Annotated in this window: 15 protein-coding genes; 7 read left to right on the top strand and 8 right to left on the bottom strand. The window is 71.4% G+C overall.

Going from position 1 to position 14,451, the window contains the following annotated elements; genetic code table 11:
- Positions 1 to 27: 27 nt before the first annotated feature.
- Positions 28 to 573, bottom strand: a complete 546-nt coding sequence (locus ACGFNN_RS27790) for a GNAT family N-acetyltransferase (RefSeq protein ID WP_393559902.1) — start codon at positions 571 to 573, stop codon at positions 28 to 30.
- 147 nt (positions 574 to 720) lie between these two features.
- Between ACGFNN_RS27790 and ACGFNN_RS27785 the strand changes: the two genes are divergently transcribed.
- Complete coding sequence (locus ACGFNN_RS27785; protein WP_362540265.1) at positions 721 to 1,722, top strand: sigma-70 family RNA polymerase sigma factor; 1,002 nt, start codon at positions 721 to 723, stop codon at positions 1,720 to 1,722.
- Between the two features lie 110 nt (positions 1,723 to 1,832).
- Here ACGFNN_RS27785 and ACGFNN_RS27780 read toward each other — a convergent pair whose 3' ends face one another.
- The 3 genes from ACGFNN_RS27780 to ACGFNN_RS27770 all read right to left on the bottom strand — a co-directional run bounded on the left by ACGFNN_RS27780 (position 1,833) and on the right by ACGFNN_RS27770 (position 4,917).
- Positions 1,833 to 2,825, bottom strand: a complete 993-nt coding sequence (locus ACGFNN_RS27780) for a helix-turn-helix transcriptional regulator (protein WP_393559900.1) — start codon at positions 2,823 to 2,825, stop codon at positions 1,833 to 1,835.
- Between the two features lie 95 nt (positions 2,826 to 2,920).
- Complete coding sequence (locus ACGFNN_RS27775; RefSeq protein ID WP_393559898.1) at positions 2,921 to 3,667, bottom strand: DUF6227 family protein; 747 nt, start codon at positions 3,665 to 3,667, stop codon at positions 2,921 to 2,923.
- Between the two features lie 131 nt (positions 3,668 to 3,798).
- A complete protein-coding gene (locus tag ACGFNN_RS27770) occupies positions 3,799 to 4,917 on the bottom strand; it encodes a P1 family peptidase (RefSeq protein ID WP_393559896.1) in 1,119 nt (372 codons plus the stop codon).
- 314 nt (positions 4,918 to 5,231) lie between these two features.
- Here ACGFNN_RS27770 and ACGFNN_RS27765 point away from each other — a divergent pair, with 314 nt between their 5' ends.
- The 6 genes from ACGFNN_RS27765 to ACGFNN_RS27740 are packed head-to-tail and all read left to right on the top strand — an operon-like array spanning position 5,232 to position 10,521.
- Complete coding sequence (locus ACGFNN_RS27765; RefSeq protein WP_362667203.1) at positions 5,232 to 6,248, top strand: MFS transporter; 1,017 nt, start codon at positions 5,232 to 5,234, stop codon at positions 6,246 to 6,248.
- A complete protein-coding gene (locus tag ACGFNN_RS27760; RefSeq protein ID WP_393559894.1) occupies positions 6,245 to 8,569 on the top strand; it encodes a molybdopterin oxidoreductase family protein in 2,325 nt (774 codons plus the stop codon). The genes ACGFNN_RS27765 and ACGFNN_RS27760 overlap by 4 nt, the downstream gene beginning before the upstream one ends.
- Before the next feature lie 7 nt (positions 8,570 to 8,576).
- The gene (locus ACGFNN_RS27755) at positions 8,577 to 9,179 is read left to right on the top strand and encodes a 4Fe-4S dicluster domain-containing protein (protein ID WP_362540280.1); all 603 of its coding nucleotides are present in this window, start codon (positions 8,577 to 8,579) and stop codon (positions 9,177 to 9,179) included.
- Positions 9,176 to 9,871 carry a ubiquinol-cytochrome c reductase iron-sulfur subunit gene (locus ACGFNN_RS27750; protein WP_393559892.1) on the top strand — a complete coding sequence of 232 codons (696 nt, stop codon included), beginning with the start codon at positions 9,176 to 9,178 and terminating at the stop codon, positions 9,869 to 9,871. The genes ACGFNN_RS27755 and ACGFNN_RS27750 overlap by 4 nt, the downstream gene beginning before the upstream one ends.
- A complete protein-coding gene (locus ACGFNN_RS27745; RefSeq protein WP_393559890.1) occupies positions 9,868 to 10,272 on the top strand; it encodes a hypothetical protein in 405 nt (134 codons plus the stop codon). Before ACGFNN_RS27750 ends, ACGFNN_RS27745 begins: the two co-directional genes overlap by 4 nt.
- Positions 10,273 to 10,293: 21 nt before the next feature.
- Positions 10,294 to 10,521 (top strand): hypothetical protein, encoded by a 228-nt coding sequence (locus tag ACGFNN_RS27740; RefSeq protein WP_365090933.1) that lies wholly within the window; start codon positions 10,294 to 10,296, stop codon positions 10,519 to 10,521.
- 22 nt (positions 10,522 to 10,543) lie between these two features.
- On the opposite strand, the gene ACGFNN_RS27735 is transcribed toward ACGFNN_RS27740, so the two are convergent.
- The 4 genes from ACGFNN_RS27735 to ACGFNN_RS27720 form a co-directional block, all read right to left on the bottom strand.
- Entirely contained in the window at positions 10,544 to 11,314 is a 771-nt protein-coding gene (locus tag ACGFNN_RS27735; protein WP_393559888.1) for a hypothetical protein, read from the bottom strand.
- A 418-nt stretch (positions 11,315 to 11,732) separates the two neighbouring features.
- Positions 11,733 to 12,581 (bottom strand): S-methyl-5'-thioadenosine phosphorylase, encoded by an 849-nt coding sequence (locus ACGFNN_RS27730; protein ID WP_362540295.1) that lies wholly within the window; start codon positions 12,579 to 12,581, stop codon positions 11,733 to 11,735.
- An 80-nt stretch (positions 12,582 to 12,661) separates the two neighbouring features.
- On the bottom strand, positions 12,662 to 12,991 hold the full coding sequence (locus ACGFNN_RS27725) for an FmdB family zinc ribbon protein (RefSeq protein WP_362540298.1): 330 nt from the start codon (positions 12,989 to 12,991) through the stop codon (positions 12,662 to 12,664).
- 66 nt (positions 12,992 to 13,057) lie between these two features.
- Positions 13,058 to 14,341 (bottom strand): MFS transporter, encoded by a 1,284-nt coding sequence (locus tag ACGFNN_RS27720; protein WP_393559886.1) that lies wholly within the window; start codon positions 14,339 to 14,341, stop codon positions 13,058 to 13,060.
- Between the last annotated feature and the right edge of the window lie 110 nt (positions 14,342 to 14,451).

The following is a 14,451-nucleotide window of genomic DNA, read 5'->3' as shown; positions in this document are numbered from 1 at the left end:
GGGGGCGCACTCACACCGGGTGCGCCTTCACTCGTGAGGCTTCCCGAGCGGCTTCTCGTACCAGGAGACGTCCCAGTAGCGGCCGAACTTCCTGCCCACCTCCGTGTACGTGCCCACATGGCGGAAACCGAAGGCGTCGTGGAGGCGGACCGAGGGCTCGTTGGGCTGGGCGATCGCCGCGTAGGCGCGGTGGATGTCCTCGCCCGCCAGTGCCTCGAACAGTGCCGCGTAGAGAAGCGGGCCGATGCCCCGCCCCGTGGCCTCCGGGGCGCAGTACACGCTCACCTCGACGGAGGTGCTGTACGCCGCCTTGGGGCGGTAGGGGCTGCTGGTGGCATAGCCGAGGACATACGGCGCGCCGTGACGGGTATCCGGGTTCGGAGCAACCAGGAGCCGGTGGGGGCCGTCTTCCGGGTGGGAGAGCAGCCAGGGGAGCCGCTCGTCCGGGGTGAACTCGACCGTGTCGAAGGTGAGGGCGGTCTCACGGACGTAGTGGTTGTAGATGTTCGTGAGGGCCGTGAGATCGGCCTCCACGCCTGCCCTGACCTGCACTTCTGTGCGTATCTGCACCATGTGTCCTCGGGTTGGGGGCGACAGGGTACTGCATGATCTCGAAAGTGAATGGTCCCCGTGGGAATTCTGTCCGGATTCCAGTCGTTGTTTCCATCGGATGCAGGGCACCCGAAAGGGTGTCGCGACCTACTCAGCAAGGGAGCACGCATGGCAACCCGTGCCGTCGCCCGTCGTTCGTCCGCCAGCACCGGCGGGACCGACCGGGCAAGCAGTGTTCGCGCCGGGGGCGGGGAGATCGCCGATCGCGACCTGGTCGGCATGTACCTGGACGAGATCGCTCGCACACCGCTGCTCGACGCCGCCAAGGAGGTCGAGCTCTCCCAGACGATCGAGGCGGGCGTCTACGCCCGGCAGATCCTCGACGGCGAGGTGGAGAGCGACGCAGGCGGAGCGACGCGTGAGGAGCTCGAGGCGCTGTTCGCCGAGAGTGAGCGCGCCAAGGACATATTCATCCGTTCCAACCTCCGGCTCGTCGTTGCCGTGGCCAGGCGCTACCCCAGGGCGGGCCTGCCCCTCCTCGACCTGATCCAGGAAGGGAACGCGGGCCTGGTGCGCGCGGTCGAGAAGTTCGACTACGCCAAGGGCTTCAAGTTCTCGACGTACGCCACCTGGTGGATCCGGCAGGCCATCACCCGCTCCATCGCCGACCAGTCGCGCACGATCCGGCTCCCCGTGCACCTGGTGGAGGAGCTCGGCCGGATCCGCCGCGTGCAGCGCGAGTTCAACCGCGAGCACGGGCGCGACCCGGAGCACGCGGAGATCGCCGAGGAGCTCGGATCCAATGCCGAGCGGGTCGGCAACGTCCTGGACTGGGCCCGTGACCCGGTCAGCCTCAACATGTCGGTGGACGACGACGGGGACACCCAGTTCGGCGACCTGCTCGAGGACACCTCCGCCATCTCGCCCGAGCAGTCCGTGATGACGCTGCTGCGCAGCGAGGAGCTCGAGGACCTGATCGGCAAGCTCGACAACCGCACCGCCTCCATCATCAAGATGCGCTACGGGATCGAGGACGGCCGCGAGCGGACGCTCACCGAGGTGGGCAAGCAGCACGGTCTCACCCGCGAGCGGATCCGCCAGATCGAGAAGCACGCACTGCTCGAATTGAAGCGAATGGCTCACGACACGGGCTTTGATGCTGCGGCATGAGCCGATAACCCGTAATCTCCCCATCAAGCCGGTTCGCACCGGCCCGACGACCGGTCTCCCGCCGGTCCCCTGAACTGAGTCCCGGCGCCCACCCCCCCCGGCGCCGGGGCTCATCCCTTTTCCGGCAGCTTCTCGATCACCGGTGCGGCGCGGGAGAGACGAGCGCCGAGGGCGGCGACGCACTCCACGAGTTCCAGTGGTCCATGAGCCGCGAAGGTGCAGTCCGCCAGGGCGAGCCGCAGGGCGATCCACTCCAGCGAGCCCGACGTCCGCGTGCGCAGCCGGCAGCTGTCCTCGCCGCTCGGCTCCAGCGGCCCCAGCTCCGGGGGCAGCCGGTCCGCCACGACCGCGGCGGGCCCGTCGAACGTCACGTCGACGGCCCAGGACGGCTGGGCCACCGACATCGTCCGGCCGAGCAGTTCCGCCGCGTCCTCGCTCCCGGCGGGGAGCGCGCGCGGGGTGAAGCGGGCGCCGGTGGCGAACGGCTCGTCGACCCGGTCCACCCGGAAGGTGCGCCAGTCCTCGCGGTCCAGGTCGTAGGCGATCAGATACCAGCGGTTGCCCGCGCTCACCAGCCGGTACGGCTCGGTCAGCCGCTTCGAGGCGGCCCCGTCCGCCGCGCGGTAGCCGAAGCGCAGCCGCTCCCGCGCGGTGGCCGCCGAGGCGATCACCGTGAGTGTCCGCGGGTCGATCGTCGCGCCGTCGCCCCGGGTGAGCGCGATGGTGGCGTGCTGCAGGGCGGAGACCCGGTGCCGCAGGCGCGACGGCAGCACCTGTTCCAGTTTGGCCAGAGCCCGCACGGACGCCTCGTCCACGCCCTCGATGGCGTGCCCTGCCCCTGCCCGCAGGCCGACGGCGATGGCCACGGCCTCCTCGTCGTCCAGCAGCAGAGGCGGCATGGCGGTGCCCGCGACCAGCCGGTAGCCACCGACGGAGCCGCGTGACGCCTCGACGGGATAGCCGAGATCCCTGAGCCGGTCGATGTCCCTGCGGACGGTGCGCGGGCTGACCTCCAGGCGCACGGCCAGCTCGGGGCCGGGCCATTCCCTGGGTGTCTGAAGGAGCGAGAGCAGACGCAGCAGTCGTGCCGGGGTGTCCGTCATGGGCGACAGCATGCCGCCCCTTCAGGTCGGGAACCGGCCGCATGGGAGACCGGCGGTCTCCCATGTGGCCGGTTCCGGGGCGCCTCCCGTCGGACTCAGCCGATCCTGGCGCGGTTCTCCATCGCCAGCCGGGCGGCGCTCTCCTCGTCGTAGACCTCGCACATGTGGCGGCCGTCGGGTGTGGCCGTGTGCTCGACCTCCCAGAGGCTCGTCTCCGTGCCGTCCAGCAGGAGGAAGGCGTGCTCGTAGAGCGTGAAACCGGCATCGCGCCCGTCGACCCGGTACTGCCGTCCGAAGACCTGGGTGATGTGGTGGGCGAAGGCGGCCCGGAGCAGCCGCGCGGTGCCCTCTCCCGGGCGGTCGCCGTTCTCCGCGCGGCGCAGGACACGGCGGGCGTGGTCCGCCGAGTTGTCCTGGGCGTACATCCGGGGCAGCGGGGCCGGGGGGACGGTCATCAGCAGGGTGAGCGCCTCCAGGTCCTCCCGCAGGCTGTCGTCGCCGAGTGCGGGGGTGTCCCACAGGCTCCCGGACAGGCGGGCCGCCGCGAGACGGGCGTCGCCCTCGTCGTCGTACACCTCGTGCCTACGGGGTGACGGGACGTCCCTGCCGCCTCCGTGCACCAGCTCCCAGAGGGTGAGGGTGCTGCCGTCGGAGAGCAGATAGCTGTGCCGGTAGGTCTCACGGTGCAGTACGGCGCTGTGGTGGGACGAGTGGAGGGCGCTGCTGTGAGTCAGAGCCGAGCCGAGGCGGTCGATGGTGGTGTCGGAGAGGTCGAAGGAGTTGAGGGCGCATCGCAGGAGTCGCTCGAGGTGCTGCTCGGTTGTCTCGTACGGATCGCTCAAGGTGCTGTCTCCAGGCCGTTGCCGCGTGTTACCCGATGCGTGCATAACGTAGTCCCTGGGTCTGACATCGTGACCGGGGTTCGCGAAAAACGTACCGCGCACGCAGAAAGTTCCCGGCCTCTCGTGCTGCCTCACGCAAGAGGTTCCCGGCTGGCCCGCGGTGCGCCGTAGAGCTCGTTGTAGGAGGGGAAGGTTCCGCCTGGGCCGTCGACCCCTGAGGCCGCCCGGACGGCCTTCACCACGGCACGGGCCAGCGCGTCGGCCCCTGCCGCCAGGATCCCGTTGAGCGCCGCGACCGGTTCGCCCGGCAGCGGCAGAGATCCGGTGGACAGCGTGAACACGGTGTCCCCGTCCGTGAGCAGATGGACCGGCCGGACGGCGCGCGCCAACCCGTCGTGCGCCGTGCCCGCGAGCTTCTGCGCCTGCGCTCTGGTGAGGTCCGCGTCGGTGGCGACGACGACGATCGTGGTGTTGAAGACTCCGCCGCCTGACGCCCCTTCCTTCTGGGTGTCCGTGGCCCCGGGGGAGCGGGCGTCCGTGATCTCGTCCAGCCGGCGGCGGGCCGCCTCGTGCACCGCCGGGTCCGGAGGTGCGGCCGGGCGCCCGGCGCCGTACTCCCCGTACAGCACCCCCGTCGCCGGATCGACGACGGAACCCGCCGCGTTGACGACGGCCAGGGCGGCGACCGTGACGCCGGAGGGCAGGCGCACGCTGGCCGAGCCGACACCGCCCTTGATCCGGCCGGCGACCGCGCCGGTACCGGCTCCCACCGTTCCTTCGGGGACCCGTGCGCCCGGACCGGACGCGGCGGCGGCCTCCGCCGCCGCCCGGCCGGTCGAGGCGTCGGGGCGGGCCCGCCAGTCGCCTCCCCTGCCGAGGTCGAAGAGGCAGGCCGCCGGGACCACCGGCACCACCTGGGAGGGATCCGGCCCCACCCGCACGCCGCGCCCCTGCTCCTCCAGCCAGGCCATGACGCCCGACGCGGCGTCGAGCCCGTAGGCGCTGCCGCCGGTCAGAACGACGGCGTCGATGCGCTGCACCAGATTGCGCGGGTCGAGCGCGTCCGTCTCCCGGGTGCCCGGGCCGCCGCCGCGGACGTCCACGGCCGCCACCGCGCCGCCCTCGGGGGCGAGGACGACGGTGGTGCCGCTCAGCGCGCCCTCGCCGGGCACCTCGGCGTGCCCGACGCGGATCCCCGCCACGTCCGTCAGCGCGTCCAACGGGCCGGGCGCGGGCAGTTCCTCGGTCATCGCGGGCTCCTCGGGGCGCGTTCCGTCGTGTACGGGCGAACGTACAGGTGGCGGACCGTCAGGTGGCGACGGGCCGTGGCGCGGGATGAGGCCCGGCCGGGCGGCACGCTCACACAGTCGGCGGACAAAAAGGGCTCAATCCTTCCATTTCGCCTTACGGTGGCCGGGTGACCGAGCCATCAGAGCCACCCGCCGCCGAAGCCGGGCAGTCCGAGTCCGCGGCACGCCCGGGTACGTCCCCGGGCTCCGGCGGGCATCCGTCCGGCCGGCTCCACTCCGCCGCCGCGAGGGCGACCGAGAGACTCCCGCGATCGGTGTCGGGCCGCGCGGCCCTGGCCGGTGCCGTCGTCTCCGCTCTGCTGATCATCGCGATCGTCCTCGGCAGCCGCCTGCTGCGAGACTTCGACTCGGCGCTGCTGCCCTACGCCGTCGCCACGGTGTTCCTCGCCTTCGGCGTGGCGTACCGCTACACGGTCTGGGTCTCGGCACCGGGAGCCCGACGCCTCTTCAAGAACGGCTGGGCCAGCCTCTTCTCGGCCGAGAACTTCCGCAAGGCGCCCACCGCGCTGCCGAAGATGATCGCCACGTACCTGGGCTTCCAGAAGTTCCTCGGAGCGCGTTCACACGGCCGCTGGATCGCCCACCAGCTCATCTTCTGGGGTTGTGTGCTCGCCGCGCTCATCACCTTCCCGCTGACCTGGGGCTGGTTCACCTTCACCTCGGGGAGCGGGTCCGGCCCCGGCTACGAGATGCGGATCTGGGGAATCAAGATCCTCGGCTTCGACTCGCTGAACTTCATCGGCTGGCTGATGTTCCACGGCCTGGACATCGCGGCGGTGCTCGTCATCCCCGGCGCCGGGTACTTCCTCTGGCGCCGGATGAAGGACCGCGGGGCGATCACCGGACAGCGCTTCGCCTACGACCTCGTGCCGTTGCTCGCCCTCATCATCGTGTCCGTCACCGGCCTGCTGCTCACCTTCTCCTCGATCTTCCTGCACGGCGGGGGCTACGAGTTCCTCGCGATCCTGCACATGGTGTCGGTGGTGTTCACCCTCATCTACATCCCCTTCGGGAAGTTCTTCCACATCGTGCAGCGCCCCGCGGCGGTCGGCATGCAGCTGTTCAAGTACACCGCGCGCCAGGACGAAGAGGTCTTCGCCTGCCGCCGGTGCGAGGAGCCCATCGACACCGGCCCGTACGTCGAGAACCTGCGCGGGACCATGCGCGATCTCGAACTCGGCTTCGACGCATGGGCCGAGTACTGCCCGCGCTGCAAGCGGGTGCTGCGTGGCAACGCCTACCTCACCCAGGTCAAGAAGGGTTTCAAGTGACCGCGGACCCACGCACGGCCGACGGCCGTACGCCCCTCCCCCTCGACCCCTCCCTGGCCCCGCCGGGGACCCGCGGCTTCAGGGACGCGGGCGGCATCCCGGCGGACCGGTGGCACGCGGACCAGAACGGCGAGACGCTCGTCCCCACACACTGCTGCTTCTGCGGCGTCCAGTGCGGGATGTACCTCAGGGTGGACCGCGGCGGCAAGGTCTTCGGCGTGGAGCCCCGCAACCACGACATCAACCGTATGCGGCTCTGCCCCAAGGGCATCAACGCGTATCAGCAGGTCAACCACCCGGACCGGCTCACCGCCCCCCTCATGCGCCGCTCCCGTGACGAGGAGCTCCGCGAGGTCAGCTGGGACGAGGCACTCGACTTCACCGTCTCCGAGATCCGGCGCATCCAGGAGGAGCACGGACGGGACGCCTTCGGCGTACTCGGCGGGGCCAGCCTCTTCTCCGAGAAGACCTACCTCGTCGGCAAGTTCGCCCGCGTGGCACTGAGGACCCGGCACGTCGACTACAACGGCCGACTCTGCATGGTCAGCGCCGCCGGCGCCAACAAGCTCGCCTTCAACATCGACCGGGCCGGGAACCCGTTCTCCGACATCCTGCTCACCGACTGCCTGCTGCTCGCGGGAGCCAACGTCGGTGAGTGCTTCCCCGTGCTGACCCAGTACGTGTGGGGCGCCAGGGACCGTGGAGCCACCCTGATCGTGGTGGACCCGCGTGAGACCGCGGTGGCCCGTACGGCGGACATCCACGTCGCACTGAAATCGGGGACGGACTCGGCCTTCTTCAACGCGGTCCTGAACGTGGTCATCGAGGAAGGGCTCACCGACGAGGCCTACCTCGCGGAACACACCACCGGCTGGGAGGAGGTCAAGGCCAACGCGGCGCTGTACCCGCCGTCCCGAGCGGCCGAGATCTGCGGCATCCCCGCCGAACAGGTCGTCCAGGTCGCCCGCGCCTTCGCCCGCGCCCCCAAGGCCATGGCCTTCCACGCCCGGGGCATCGAGCACCACACGCAGGGCGTGGAGAACTGCCTCAGCGTGATCAACCTCTGCACGGCCACCGGCCACATCGGCAAGCCCGGAGCGGGATACGGCACCCTCACCGGACAGGGCAACGGCCAGGGCGGCCGCGAGCACGGGCAGAAGGCGGACCTCCTCCCCGGCGGGCGGTCGATCCTCAACGAGGAGCACCGCCGCCAGATCTGCGAGATCTGGGGCATCGACGAGACCGAACTCCCCACCGCCGGCACATCGATGATGGAGATGGTCTGGCAGATGCAGCGCCGGGAGATCCGCGGCCTGATCGGTATCTGCAACAACCCCTTCGTCTCGCTCCCCAACTACGCCGTGGTCAAGGACGGGTACGACGCCACCGAGTTCCACGCCCAGTTCGACTTCTTCCTCTCCGAGACCGCGGCCAACGCGCACGTCGTCTTCCCCGTCACCAGCTGGGCCGAGGACGAAGGGGTTATGGCCAACGCCGAGGCCCGCGTCATCAAGCACAACAAGGCGCAGGAGCCACCCGCCGGGGTGCGGACCGACACCTGGGTGATGTGTGAGATCGCCCGCCGTCTCGGCGCCGGGGACAAGTTCGCCTTCAAGGGCTCCCGCGACGTGTTCGACGAGCTCCGCGTCGCGTCGGCGGGCACGATCATCGACTACTCGGGCATCACCTACGAACGTCTCGAGGAGACCGGTGGGATCTCCTGGCCCTGCCCGTCCACCGATCACCCCGGTACCCCGCGGCTGTTCGAGGACGGCCGGACCTACCACGCCGACGGCAAGATCCATATGCAGGTCGTCGAATGGCACCCGCCGGCGGACCCGTACGACGACGAGCATCCGATGACGCTGACCACCGGCCGCACCGTCGCCCACTTCCTCTCCGGCAACCAGACCCGCAGGCTGGGCGCCCTCGTCGAACAGACCCCGCGGCCCTGGGCCGAGGTCCACCCCTCGCACGGCTTCCGCAACGGCGAGCCCGTCCGCGTCGTGACCCGGCGCGGGAGTGAGATCTTCCCGGCGCTGGTCACCGAGGCGATCCGGCCCGACACGGTGTTCATCCCCTACCACTGGCCCTTCCCGACCGCGGCCAACGCGCTGACCATCGACGCCCTCGACCCCCGCTCCAAGATCCCCGAGTACAAGGTCTGCGCCTGCCGCGTCGAGCACGCCGAGGCGATCGACGAGGTCCCCGCACCCCCTGTCGCGCCGGGCCACACCGCCTATCCCGAGACCCAGGTCTCCCGTACCGACCCGTTGCCGCCCACGGCCCCACAGGGCCGCGGCACCTCGGAGAGGAGCTGATGCCCGGATGATGGGAAGAACGATCTTCATCGACCCGGGTCGCTGTATCGGCTGCCAGGCCTGTGTCTCGGCGTGCCGGGAGTGCGACTCGCACCGGGGCAAGTCGATGATCCACCTCGACTACACCGACGAGGGCTCCTCGGTCGCCTCCCTTCCCACCGTCTGCATGCACTGCGAGGACCCGGTGGCCCCCTGCGCCGAGGTCTGCCCCGCGGACGCGATCCTGGTCACCGCCGACGGAGTCGTGCAGCAGGCGGACACCACCCGCTGCATCGGCTGTGCCAACTGCGTCAACGCCTGCCCCTTCGGAGTCCCGAAGATCGACCTCGAGGCGAAGCTGCAGCTGAAGTGCAACCTCTGCTACGACCGCACCGCCTACGGACTCGCCCCGATGTGCGCCACGGTCTGTCCGACCGGCGCCCTCTTCTACGGAACCGTCGAGGAGCTCCAGGCGGAGCGCCCCGGGGTCCAGGTCGCCGACACCTTCGTCTTCGGGGAGAGCGAGGTCCGCACCGGGGTCGCCATGGTCGTCCCCGCGGAGAGGGTCCAGTGGCCGGTGCCCGGCGGGCTCCCCGTCGTCGAGATCAACGGGAAGGACGTCCGCCGATGAGCGTCACCGAGCAGCAGCAGCCGGGGCCGGACAACGGTTCGGGCAGCGACCCCCGCGAGGCGCTGCACGACAGGATCGCCGCGGACTCGCTCACCACCCGGCGCGACTACCTCCGGATCGTCGCCACTGTCTCCGGCGGACTCGCCATCGGTGGTCTGGCCGTGGCCGGGGGCATCCTCCACCGGCACGGCGACACCGAGGACGGCAAGGCGCCCCCGCCGAAGCAGATCGCGGACCGGTTGCTTCCCGGCGAGTCCCTCGCCTTCCGGTACCCGGGCGAGGAGGACCGGGCTGTCGCCGTGCGGATGGACGACGGCACCCTCGTCGGGTACTCCGCCGTCTGCACCCACCTGGCCTGCGCCGTGCTCTGGCGCAAGGACCGGGGGAGCGAGGGCGAGCTGTACTGCCCCTGCCACGAAGGCGTCTTCGACGCCCGCACGGGTGAGGTCACCGCCGGTCCGCCTCCTCGCGGGCTGCCGAAGGTGGCGCTGACCGAGCTGGACGACGGAAGTATCTGGGCCGTCGGCACGACCCGCTCGGGGGAGAGCCTTGAGGAGGGGCTGTGCCGGCAGCTCCGGGCGGACCGCCCCGATCTCGCCGACCGCATCGGCTGCCCCGGCACCGGGGGCGGTGCGGAGGCACCGCCCGCACCCGGTCCTGTCGACGCCGCCGGCCCGGCGAGGCGGTCATGACCGAGCCGCTCGACCCGGTCGAGCCGCCGCGGCCCCCCGACCCGCCCGGAACGTCGTACCCCGACTACCGGCCGGGCAGCGCGCGGGCGGAGCTGAACCGGCCGGTCCACGAGCGCTATCCCCAGATCAGGCCGACCAGTGGATACGCCGACCCGCGGGTCCGCCACACCGGTCCCGGCCCCGGGGCCGGGACGGAGCAGGAGCCGGAACGCTCGTCGAAGCTGACGGCCAGGCTCGTGCTGGCGCTGAGCGTCGTCATCGGTCAGCTGTGGGCCCTCTCCGAGGTCGTCAACGTCTGGATGGAGGGAGACACCGGAACGGCCTGGTGGGGTGCCGGCTTCCTGTGTCTGTCGTTCCTCGTGGTGCTGGGACTCTGGCTGCTGGACCCCGAGGACCGCTGAGCCCGGCCTTACCCTGGAGACATGAGTACCGCCCCCACCCCCGGACCGCGAGAGCCGGAGCATCCTCAGGCGCAGGACCAGCCGTCGCAGCAGTCGCGGCCCAGGCCTGCGGCTCTGGTCTTCGACGATCCGCTGGACCGGCAGTCCACGGACGACACGGACCAGGGCTGGGGCGAGCGGGCTCCTTCGGCCGGCGGCGCCTCCGATCTGGCGCGCTTCCTCGACGAGAAGCCGCCCCACCACATCTGATCTCCGGCGGATCGCCACGGCTTCACTCCGCGGCGGCATCGGACACCGCCACGGCCAGCCGCCCCGAGACTCCGGCTCCGGCCAGGGCCGCAGCGGTGTCCCGCTCCACCGACAGGACCACCAGGGCACCCTCCCCCACCCCCTGGCCGCCTTCGTGAACGGGAAACGGGAACTCCCGGTCCCTGGGCGACAGCTCCCCGGAACCCGGCGTCTCACCCCGTTCGAAGGCCGTCCCCGGCTCCTGGGTGCCTGGCTCCTGGGTACTCCCTGAGCGGGCCGGCCACCCTGGCCCTGTGCCACCCGGGATCTCCGCCACCCGCACACCGCGTGCCACCACTTCGGCCGCGCCGTCCCCCTCCTCCGCTGCGATCACGTCGACCCGGTCTCCCGGCCGAAGCAGCCCGACCGTCGCCGCGTCGGCGATCCGCACGGGAGCCGCGACCAGCCTCTCGGCCCTTCGCTCCGGCCCGGGTGGTCCGCCGTCCGTCACGGCGGCCGCCCCGTGTCCGTCCGCCAGCCCCGACGCGGCGATCACAGCCGAGGCCAGGGCGAATCCGGCTGCCAGCGCCCGCCGCTGCCCGCGCAGCAGCCGCCGCAGTCTGCCTCCGCCCCCGCCGCGCACACGAACGGGACCGAAGGCCGGGACCCCGTACGGCGCGGGAGACTCACGGCGGACGGCGGGGATCGCGGTACGTGAGCGGGGGACTTCCGGGCGGACGAAGGGCGCCCCCGTACGTGGGCCGGGCACTTCGGGACGGGCTACGGGCACGGAGGAGAACACGGAACGGGTCATGGCCGACTCCACCTGGTGAGAGGACGGTTGAGCGCACCCCTCGCGGGAGCGTCCGCGCGCGACTGAGGAGCGGCGCGGTCCTTGGACACGCGTGAGGGGGAGCCCCGCGGGATACCCGCCGAACTCCCCCTCACGATCCACCGTTCGCGCATATCCCGCCTGGCCCTGTGGACAACCAGGGCGATGTGGAAAACCCGGTCACCCGCACGGTGACAAGGCAACGCACCGCGACAGCAACGCACCCCGACACACCTCGAACCACCGCACCGCAACGTCCCGCGACGCATCGCGCCCGCAGCCGCCACCCCGAACTTCCCGGGTGACCGCCGCCTGCGCGGGCGCCGTCACTGCCGAACAGTCCCTGATGCGCGGTCCGCGGAAGCCAGACGTACGGCGGCGAGGCCTGTGACAGCGCGCCCTACGGCAGCTTGATCCCGGTGTCGAGGCCGTCCAGCGCGTGCGAGCAGACGCAGGTGCGCTCGTCGGAGGAGGGCAGCGCGGCCACCGCGTCGAAGAGCACCGTCCGCAGGCGGTCGACATTGGCCGCGAAGACCTCCAGTACCTCCGCGTGACTGACGCCCTCCCCGGCCTCGGCCCCCGCGTCCAGGTCCGTCACCAGAGTCATCGTCGTGTAGCAGAGCTCCAGTTCACGTGCGAGCACCGCCTCCGGGTGGCCCGTCATCCCGACGACCGACCAGCCCATCGCCGCGTGCCAGCGCGACTCCGCGCGGGTCGAGAACCGGGGGCCCTCCACGACGACCAGCGTTCCGCCGTCCACCGCTTCCCAGTCCCGGCCGCGCGCGGCCGCCAGGGCGGCCTTGCGGCCCTCGGGGCAGTACGGGTCGGCGAAGCCCAGGTGCACCACGTTCGGCCGGGTGCCGTCGGTCCGGGCCTCACCGTCGTAGTACGTCTGCGTACGGGACTTGGTGCGGTCGACCATCTGGTCCGGGACGAGGAGGGTGCCGGGCCCGTACTCGGGCCGCAGGCCGCCGACCGCACACGGGCCGAGCACCTGGCGCACGCCGAGGGAGCGCAGGGCCCACAGGTTGGCGCGGTAGTTGATCCGGTGCGGCGGGAGGTGGTGACCGCGGCCGTGACGCGGGAGGAAGGCGACCCGGCGGCCCGCGAGTTCACCGAGGAACACCGAGTCGCTCGGCGCCCCGTACGGGGTGTCGACCCGGACCTCGGTCACGTCCTCCAGGAAGGAGTAGAAGCCCGATCCGCCGATGACACCGATTTCCGCTGACGTCGTTTCTGCGTTCACCATGCGGTCACACTAGCGGGGCACGCACGAACGGGACCCCGCCGAGCAGATCGGCGGGGTCCCGGTGAAACGTATGGGGTGCGTCAGGCGGCCGACGTACCGCTCGACGACGTGGACGCCGAGGTGGAGGCCGATGCGGACGCCGCGGGCTTCGACTCCGTCTTGGCCGGGGACGAACCGGAGGACGACTCCGACGTCTTGGCGGTCGACGTGGCCGGCGAGCTGCTCGACGAGGAGCCGCGGCTGTCGTTCCGGTAGAAACCGGATCCCTTGAAGACGATGCCGACGGCCGAGAACACCTTCTTCAGGCGTCCCTCGCAGTTCGGGCACACGGTCAGGGCATCATCGGTGAACTTCTGCACCGCTTCGAGGCCCTCGCCGCACTCGGTGCACTGGTACTGATAGGTCGGCACTTGCTCCTCCTGGCACTCTCACTCAGTGAGTGCTAACGACGCTCCATACTGACGTATTCCGAGCCATCAGTCCACCGTGACGGGCTCGCGGTGACCGATACCACGTGCCACCGTCCGCCCGGAAGCGCGGGGGACCAGCCGCGATCGCAGGGTCAGCAGGGTGGCCAGAGCCAGCGCCGTACCGGCCGTCGGGACCATGAAACCGAAGCTGGAGCCATGGGCGTCCGCGAGCTGTCCCGCCACGGTGACCGCCGCCGCCTGGCCGAGGGCGACCGCGCCGGTGAGCCAGGTGAAGGCCTCGGTCCTGGCGGACGCGGGAACAAGCGCCTCCACCAGGGTGTATCCGCTGATCAGCGCGGGTGCGATGCAGAGCCCGACCAGCAGCCCGAGACCCGCCAGAAGCGGTACGGAGTGCACGGCCCAGAGCCCGGACGCGGTCAGCGTCAGCGCCAGGTAGCCGACGATCAGCCGGCGGCGCGGGCCGCTCTTCCAGGCGATGGCGCCGCAGGCGATACCGGCGAGCATGTTTCCCGCCGCGAAGATCCCGTAGAGCACTCCGTTCACCCCGGGGTGCCCGGTCTCCTCCGCGAACGCCGTCAGGGAGACCTGCATCCCGCCGAACACCGCGCCGATGCCCAGGAAGGTGACCGCGAGGACGCGGACGCCGGGCACGGAGAGCGCCGAGCGATGCGGCTCGGTCTCCGCCACGGCCGCGCTCCGGGGAACCGGCTGGGTCGAGCGCCGGGCGGCGAACAGAACGCCTCCCAGCAGCGTCAGACCCGCCTCGGCGAGGAGACCGGCCGCCGGGTGCACGCCGGTGCACAGCGCCGTCGTCAGCACGGGGCCGATGACGAAGGTGAACTCGTCGGTCACGGACTCGAAGGCCGCCGCCGTGCTCAACAGCGGTGACGCGGGCTGCCCGGGGGCGCCGCCGAGCAGCGCGGCCCAGCGGGCCCGCACCATGGGGCCGATCTGCGGGATCGACGCACCGGTGGGGACCGCTGCCGCGAACAGCGCCCACAGGGGTGCGTCCGCCAGGGCCAGGGCCGTCAGCGCACCGACGGAGACGGAGTGCAGCAGGACGCCCGGCAGGAGCACGGCGCGCTGGCCGAACCTGTCCGCCAGCCGGCCGCTCTGCGGAGCGAACAGGGCCATGGAGACACCGGAGACGGCGGCCACGGCGCCCGCGCTGCCGTACGAGCCCGTGGTGTGTTGCACCAGGAGCACGATGCCCATGGTCAGCATCGCGAAGGGCTGCCGAGCGGCGAAGCCCGGAAGAAGGAAGGTCCACGCACCCGGGGTGCGCAGCAACTGCCCGTAACCGGGGCGGTCGGAGACCGTGGACGCCACGGTCCATGCCTTTCTGCCGCCTGGTGGCCATGCTCCCCCGGGCACGGCACCGGGGAGCGGGCGTGCGGGAGCTGCCGAGAGCTGTCCTCTTCGCGCGGAACTGCGGTAGA

Origin of the sequence: Streptomyces sp. NPDC048590 (assembly GCF_043199535.1) — a bacterium.
Classification (GTDB): Bacteria; Actinomycetota; Actinomycetes; order Streptomycetales; family Streptomycetaceae; genus Streptomyces.
The sequence above is the reverse complement of the archived record's forward strand: the minus strand, read 5'-3'. Positions and strand labels throughout refer to the sequence as shown.